The organism is Rhizobium sp. SVR5-2C (genome assembly GCF_056755115.1).
In genome coordinates, this window is record NZ_JBNDHT010000222.1 from 1 (window position 1) to 6,399 (window position 6,399).

The window sequence follows — 6,399 nt, forward strand, 5'->3', positions numbered from 1 at the left end:
CCCTTGGCCCGATGCTGCGCAAACGCCGCCTTGATGGCCGCTTCTCCCTTGGCGATCACCGGCCAATCCACGAGACCGACCGACCGTTTCGTCTGCCGCTGCAGCACGCGGACGAGATCGGGATCACGCATCGGTGTCAGAGGGTGGTCCTTCAGCGGGCTTTCCGACAGAAGACGATCGCCGACGAAAAGATGCCCCTTGTAGACCGTGCGTCCGGTTGCTGGAAAGGAGGGGCAGGCGATCGTCAATTCACCGCCGGTCAGATCCTGAAGAGCCTCTGCGACCGGCCCGATATTGCCTTGATCGGTGGAATCGAATGTCGAGCAATATTTGAAGAGCAACTGCTCGGCACCGGCGGCGAGCAGTTTGCGGGCTGCCGCTACCGAATCCCTGACAGCATCTTCGGCAGGGGCCGTTCTGGATTTCAGCGCGACGACCACCGCGTCGGCGGCCTGAAAATCACTCCCCTCCTCCGGCACGCCGATCAATTGCACGGTTCTCATCCCTTCGCGGGACAGCATGAGGCAAAGATCGGTGGCCCCAGTAATATCGTCGGCTACTGCACCGATGAGCAAATTATTTCTCCTCCTGTCAAGCCGGGTCGGCTGCGCCTTCCCAACGCGGATAAACCTTCCGACCTCGACCAAAATAGGTCTTGCAAACCGTTTTCGGGATAAGCTAACCATAGAGTGGCAGCGCTGTCATTACTTTTCCGCGCGCCGCAGGTCAAGCAATTGCCAGCTGCGCGGCAGTGAACGGAACAAGGGTCTGGAACATGAGCGAACGAGCAAGCTTGAAGGTCTGCGTCATAGGTCTGGGATCGATGGGCTTCGGTGTGGCCTCGTCGCTGCTGAGAAGCAGTTTCGAAACGAGCGGCTACGACATCAGCGCCGAGACGCTGGCGCGCTTTTCCGAGGCAGGCGGGCGGGCGGCCGCAAGCCCCGCCGAAGCAGCCGACGGCGCCGACGTCGTCGTGACGGTCGTGGTCAACGGCGCCCAAACCGAAGCGGTCCTGTTCGGCGATGATGGTGCGGCGGGTAGAATGACGAAGGGCGGCACGATCCTTTCCTTTGCAACGATGCCGCCGCAGACTGCCGAAGATCTGGCGCGACGCGCAGCCGAACTCGGTCTCAGCTATATCGACGGACCGATCAGCGGCGGTGCGAAACGTGCGGCAGCCGGAGAGCTCACGGTGATGGCTTCCGGGCCTGCCGAGGCTTTCAACCATGCACGGCCGGTGCTCGATGCAATCGCTTCAAAGGTTTATGAACTTGGAGATCGGGCCGGGATCGGATCGTCTTTCAAGATCGTGAACCAGCTCCTTGCCGGCGTTCACATTGCCGCGGCCTGCGAGGCGATCACTTTCGCCAAGGCGCTGGGCCTCGATATTGACAAGGTCTATGAGGTGATTACTGCGTCTGCAGGCAATTCCTGGATGTTCGAGAACCGGGTCCCCCACATCCTTGAGGGCAACTACACTCCTCATAGCGCGGTGGATATCTTCACGAAGGATCTCGGAATCGTTTCGGACCTCGGGCGCGGGCTGAAATTTCCGCTGCCGATCACCTCCACGGCGCTTCAGATGTTTGTCATGACGGCTGCGGCCGGCATGGGGAGGGACGACGATGCCTCGGTCGCGAGGCTCATCGCGAAGGTGACCGGCATCGAGCTTCCCGGCGAGCCTAAGGGGAACTGATGCCGAAATTTGCTGCAAATCTCACGATGATGTTCAACGAGGTGGCGTTTCTCGACCGGTTTGCCGCAGCTGCCAAGGCTGGCTTTACGGCTGTCGAATTCCTGTTTCCCTACGACCATCCGCCAGAGGTGGTCGGCTCGCAGCTAAAGGAGAACGGCCTGACGCCAGCGCTTTTCAATCTGCCGCCCGGCAATTGGCAGGCGGGCGAACGCGGCTTGGCGTCGCTTCATGACCGGCGGAGCGAGTTCCGCGCATCGGTGGATATCGCTCTAACGTATGCGCGAAGCACCGGGGTTCGCAGGCTGCATGTCATGGGCGGTCTGGCTTCGCGCAAGGACCCGGCTGTGGTGGAGGCTTATCGCGATGCTGTGGCATTTGCCTGCGACCGGGCCGGACAGGAAGGCATCGATATCGTCATCGAGCCGATCAACCCGCGGGACATGCCGGGATACTTTCTTGACGACTTCGACTTTGCGGCCGATCTGATCGATGCATTGAACAAGCCCAACCTCAAGCTTCAATTCGACATCTACCATCGCCAGATCATTCACGGCGACGTGCTGACAGGACTTCGGCAGCTCATGCCGATCATCGGCCATGTGCAGATCGCCTCCGTGCCGCTGCGCAATGAGCCGGGAACGGGCGAGCTTAACGATTTGCGTGTCCTGAGGGAGCTGGATCTCCTCGGCTATAAAGGCTTTGTCGGATGCGAATACCGCCCCGCAGGCGATACGCCCGCCGGCCTCGGCTGGCGTGACGCATTTCAAAAATAGGCGGGAAGTCGCCCATAAAGGCCTTTGAGCGCTGGCGACCGGAATCCTCTCGCGTATTGATACAATCTCGAAAGCTTCGCGCAGCTTTTAAGCAACAAGCGAAATATACGAGATGCGCTCCTCATCGGCCGCGCGTATGAGCGCCGCTCTGACAGATTCCGGCGGGATTTCATTGTGCAAGGCCCGGAGGCAAGCCCTGACTGCCGTAACATATTCTTCACCATCATCGCTCGGCCAATCGATGATGAGGATCTCTGCCGCGTCTCTAACGGTCCTTACAATCTTGTACTTTGCTCTGCCCCTCATGACGAGCGTCAGAGCTGGAAACTGATCCGATGCGTGCAGTTTCATTACACTTGGCCCCCGTAGCGTAAGCATATTAGTAATTATGCAAATCCCGTTCCAATTGAGGCGACATCATGAATTCCGGCTCTCATCGCCCTTCTTCCACTCCTTTTCCAATCGGCAAGATTTAGCGCTATGGACTGCCTTGCGTATCAAGTTGCACCGGAGCGCGAGGGACGCTCGATCGCAGAGACATCGAGGAAAGAGCTGCTCTTTGGCTGCGGGATTCTGCCAAATATGAGTATTACATACGAAAGATTGCGTATTTCAGCCCCACCGCAATTATAGTAATGCTTCAAAATTGTTGATTTATTATTACAAATGGATAAATCTGAAATTGAACATGATCTTCTCATCTTTCATATCAATTTCGTGCTTACATGATAATCCGCGGACGTACCAATCAGTCTTACAGCTAGGTATCGTGGATCCGCCTCAGCCCGCCATGTCAGGCGGGCTTCTTCTTGATGGGAGATGCGGCGCGTGATGCGCACGGACTTCGATCTGGTCTAATCAATGGGAGCACGGACGGGATGCTTGTTCCCAAACCCATCCCTGCCGCTGCGATGGCTATCTGAACCTGCAAGGGGTGAGAGATGAGAAAGCGAATTAGGAAGTCATCACTCCGGCACAAGAAGACAACCGTCAGACGTCGACCGCGCACACCTATTTCAAAACGCGGCCGAAAACGGCTCGTTCGCCCGAAATGACGAGAGCATCCATCCGACCCTGCCGCGTTCTGGCGACGATTGCATTGCCCGCAAAAATATCCTTGAGAGTCCTGAAACGTACTAATCCTTTTGGGCTAGTTTGCCCGAACTAAGCCTTCTGGCAATGTGGCCTCGGAACAGGGCATAGGTCTGGGGTAATTCCAGTTCCACGCTGAAGGGTTTAGAAGGCAACCCCTGAGGTGCAGCTCGGGCTCGCTTTACTTTGTAAGGCGAGCCCTTGTTGTGTTCCGCCGGTGAAAGCGTTGCGCGATTCAAAGGAATGGCGAACCGAGCGGGAATTGCCATGCGGACGGTGCCCTATCACCCTCGGCCGCAATATTGGCGCGGTACCGACCCGTCGCATTTCCCTTGGAACTTTGACGCCGCCGGAGGGTTGAACCTTGGTCGATAACAGAAGCAAAAAGGAGAATTCGATGCTTCTCAAGATCATAGCAACCACGGCTCTCGCGGTCGGTCTAGCGACCTCGGCTATGGCACAATCGGCGAGCGGCTCCGGCAGTGCCGGAGCTAGCGGCAGCGTTGGGGGCACATCCGGCTCAGCTGGCGCATCTGGCTCAGCAACCGGCGGAGTTGGAACTGGCTCGACCAACAGCGGCTCGATGAACAATAACACCGGCAACCCGGCAGTTATTGATCCCAACATGACCAACAGCACGACCAACAACCCAACCAGGTCGCCCAATTCTTCCGACTGCACCCAAGCCGCAAACCCGAATGCTAACACAAACAGCGGCACCGCTCGGACTATGGACAACCCAAATTGCCCATAAGCTGCCCAGGCTCACGCCACATGAAAGGACCGGTTCTATCCGGTCCTTTTCATAGGGGTACACGGTCCCGACTTTGAAACTCCGCCCACCTGAGCCGACGGAAAAGCTACGGTCGGCTCGCCTGCGGCAATAACGTCACTTACGCTTCACTCTTTGTACGATCGTTGGCCGCCTGCGCAATACGCGCGGCGCGTAGTCGCGCGGTTTTCTCCTCGCGCCTGCGCCGTTCTTCTTCAGCGGCTTCAACAGCGATTTTGTTGGTGTGCTCGAACGCCTCGATACGCTGCTGGACGGTTGGCGTTCTCCTGATTCTACTTACCATGATGCTCACATTCCACGCTTGGACATAGCTCCTACGACCCGGCGCAAAGAGACGGAGCGGCGAAGGTCGCAAAGCTTGGGCGATGGCCGCTAAATGAGGACTGAATTCCTATATTTCAAGGTGTCCAGGCGCATTGTCGTGTGGGCTGAGATCGAAAATCTCCGGCAAACCGTATCTTGCACCGCCGGCCCGTTGTACCCGGTGACTGGCTCGGCTCAATTAGCGCCTTTGCGACTATCCAGAATATCGAGCCCGCGTTGGTATTTGCTGGCGTCGCGACCGATCTGCTCGCACTGCCACCGATTATCTTCAAGATCGGCGCGCTTGACCGGTCTCGCCAATGGGTTGGAAATCGCTCGCCGGACAAAATCCTCGTAGTCCTCATCTGGCCGCCGGGTCAGGGCGTCAACGGCGGAGAGGATTGCGCCGGGAAAGCCATCCTGCTTGAGGCGGTCAAGTGTCCAGCCGCGACCCTTCTCAACAACATCATGAAGGTAAGCGACGGTCTTTTCGTCGTCTCCGCTTACGGTCTCCGCTACACGGCGGGTATGGTCGAAAAACGGATTGCCGATCTTGTCGCTCTGCCCGTCGTGCGCTTCGGCGGCGATCGCAATAGCCTGGTCAAGATGGCGCATTTTGACCGTTGCCCTTTCCGCGCTTCATCGGCGTTTTTCGCGGCTCTTTGGCGTTGGTGGCCGTGTCCGAACGCTGCTTGGATGCCGTGGTTGCCGGGCGGGTGGCGCCGCTCGCGCGAGCGCTCTTTGCTCGTCCGCCAGATTTGCTCGCTTGCTTCTCAGCCTTTACCGTTGTGCGTTCGATCTCCTCGAGCGCCTTTATCCAGTGGGACAAATCCTTTCCGTGCGGGCGCCCCTCCTGCTCCCAGATCTCGTAAGCGCGTTTACGTATCTGTGCCTCTCGCTCATTACCCATAGTTTCCTCCTGCCGCTCTCGTCTGATCGAGGTAGCGTGATTTGGCCGGAAGAAAAGCCGCAGCCCGTAGATTTTATTGTGCCGGCGCCGCGGCCATTTTGCGGCGCTGATCTCAGTAGGTAACGACGAAGTCGAGACTACTGCGGAAGAACCTTTATGAAGACTTCGCCCGCGTTCGGCGTCGTCGTCGCTTTAAAACCGGCGGCTGACCTGCCTCGACGCTCGGCGGTGCGCTGTCTTCGATGGCTGCCGTTGTCTCGTTGTCCGCTATTTCTGGAAGTGCCGACTCCGAAGGCCTTCCCCTTTCGTGCTGAGCGCGATCTTTGAGGAGGGCGAGATAGCGCTCGCGGGCCTCCGGCATTGTCATTTCTCCATTGATCCAGGATTGGATCAATGCCGCAAAGGCGGGGTCGGGGTCGATTTCAAGCCCCAGTCTCCGCGCACGCTCAAAGGCCTTCACTGCAGCCGCCCGGCGCCTTTCAATGGTCATGTGGAGCTCCAATTCTTATCGAACTGAAGATGCCATGATCCGGCGCAACCGCCTATATGCCTAGTTTCGAATATAGGGAAAAAATGGAAGAATGGACGGCCGCGCCCCCCAATTCGATCATCATGCCTGGAAGCCGCGGGCTATTTATCGTGCGGCTGAGTGAGGCCTTTCCCGGCTCGATCAGCTTGCCGGAGTGCTGCGCCAGAACCGCTGCCTTCAGTGTTCGCGCCGCGTTACGCACCTCCTCCTGCACGGCCAAATCGGCATCCAGCTCATCATGCGAGGTCGCGTATGGCTTCCAGTATCCGATGTAGCGGTCAAGCTCGGCGAGCGGTCCGGCGG

General features: G+C 58.1%; 8 protein-coding genes and 1 pseudogene. 2 read left to right on the forward strand and 7 right to left on the reverse strand.

Features of this window, described 5'->3' with window-relative positions:
- On the reverse strand, nt 1-575 hold a 575-nt coding region (locus tag ACPYOI_RS34035; RefSeq protein WP_481424016.1), incomplete at its 3' end, for a four-carbon acid sugar kinase family protein.
- A gap of 200 nt (nt 576-775) precedes the next feature.
- Between ACPYOI_RS34035 and ltnD the strand changes: the two genes are divergently transcribed.
- Together ltnD and otnI are read left to right on the forward strand one after the other, a co-directional pair.
- Nucleotides 776-1,696, forward strand: coding sequence for an L-threonate dehydrogenase (gene ltnD / locus ACPYOI_RS34040; protein WP_481424017.1), 921 nt, complete (start codon nt 776-778; stop codon nt 1,694-1,696).
- Nucleotides 1,696-2,469 (forward strand): 2-oxo-tetronate isomerase, encoded by a 774-nt coding sequence (otnI, locus tag ACPYOI_RS34045; RefSeq protein WP_481414406.1) that lies wholly within the window; start codon nt 1,696-1,698, stop codon nt 2,467-2,469. Before ltnD ends, otnI begins: the two co-directional genes overlap by 1 nt.
- 87 nt (nt 2,470-2,556) lie before the next feature.
- On the opposite strand, the gene ACPYOI_RS34050 is transcribed toward otnI, so the two are convergent.
- The 6 genes and pseudogenes from ACPYOI_RS34050 to ACPYOI_RS34075 all read right to left on the reverse strand — a co-directional run.
- Complete coding sequence (locus ACPYOI_RS34050) at nt 2,557-2,847, reverse strand: DUF982 domain-containing protein (protein ID WP_168830018.1); 291 nt, start codon at nt 2,845-2,847, stop codon at nt 2,557-2,559.
- A gap of 1,607 nt (nt 2,848-4,454) precedes the next feature.
- Entirely contained in the window at nt 4,455-4,637 is a 183-nt protein-coding gene (locus ACPYOI_RS34055) for a hypothetical protein (protein WP_168830300.1), read from the reverse strand.
- A 215-nt stretch (nt 4,638-4,852) separates the two neighbouring features.
- Nucleotides 4,853-5,272 carry an HD domain-containing protein gene (locus ACPYOI_RS34060; protein WP_481414407.1) on the reverse strand — a complete coding sequence of 140 codons (420 nt, stop codon included), beginning with the start codon at nt 5,270-5,272 and terminating at the stop codon, nt 4,853-4,855.
- Nucleotides 5,259-5,567 carry a DUF2934 domain-containing protein gene (locus ACPYOI_RS34065; protein WP_481414408.1) on the reverse strand — a complete coding sequence of 103 codons (309 nt, stop codon included), beginning with the start codon at nt 5,565-5,567 and terminating at the stop codon, nt 5,259-5,261. The genes ACPYOI_RS34060 and ACPYOI_RS34065 overlap by 14 nt, the downstream gene beginning before the upstream one ends.
- 154 nt (nt 5,568-5,721) lie before the next feature.
- On the reverse strand, nt 5,722-6,057 hold the full coding sequence (locus ACPYOI_RS34070) for a hypothetical protein (RefSeq protein ID WP_481424018.1): 336 nt from the start codon (nt 6,055-6,057) through the stop codon (nt 5,722-5,724).
- Nucleotides 6,058-6,109: 52 nt separating this feature from the next.
- Nucleotides 6,110-6,399, reverse strand: a pseudogene (locus tag ACPYOI_RS34075) (hypothetical protein); the annotation flags it as partial.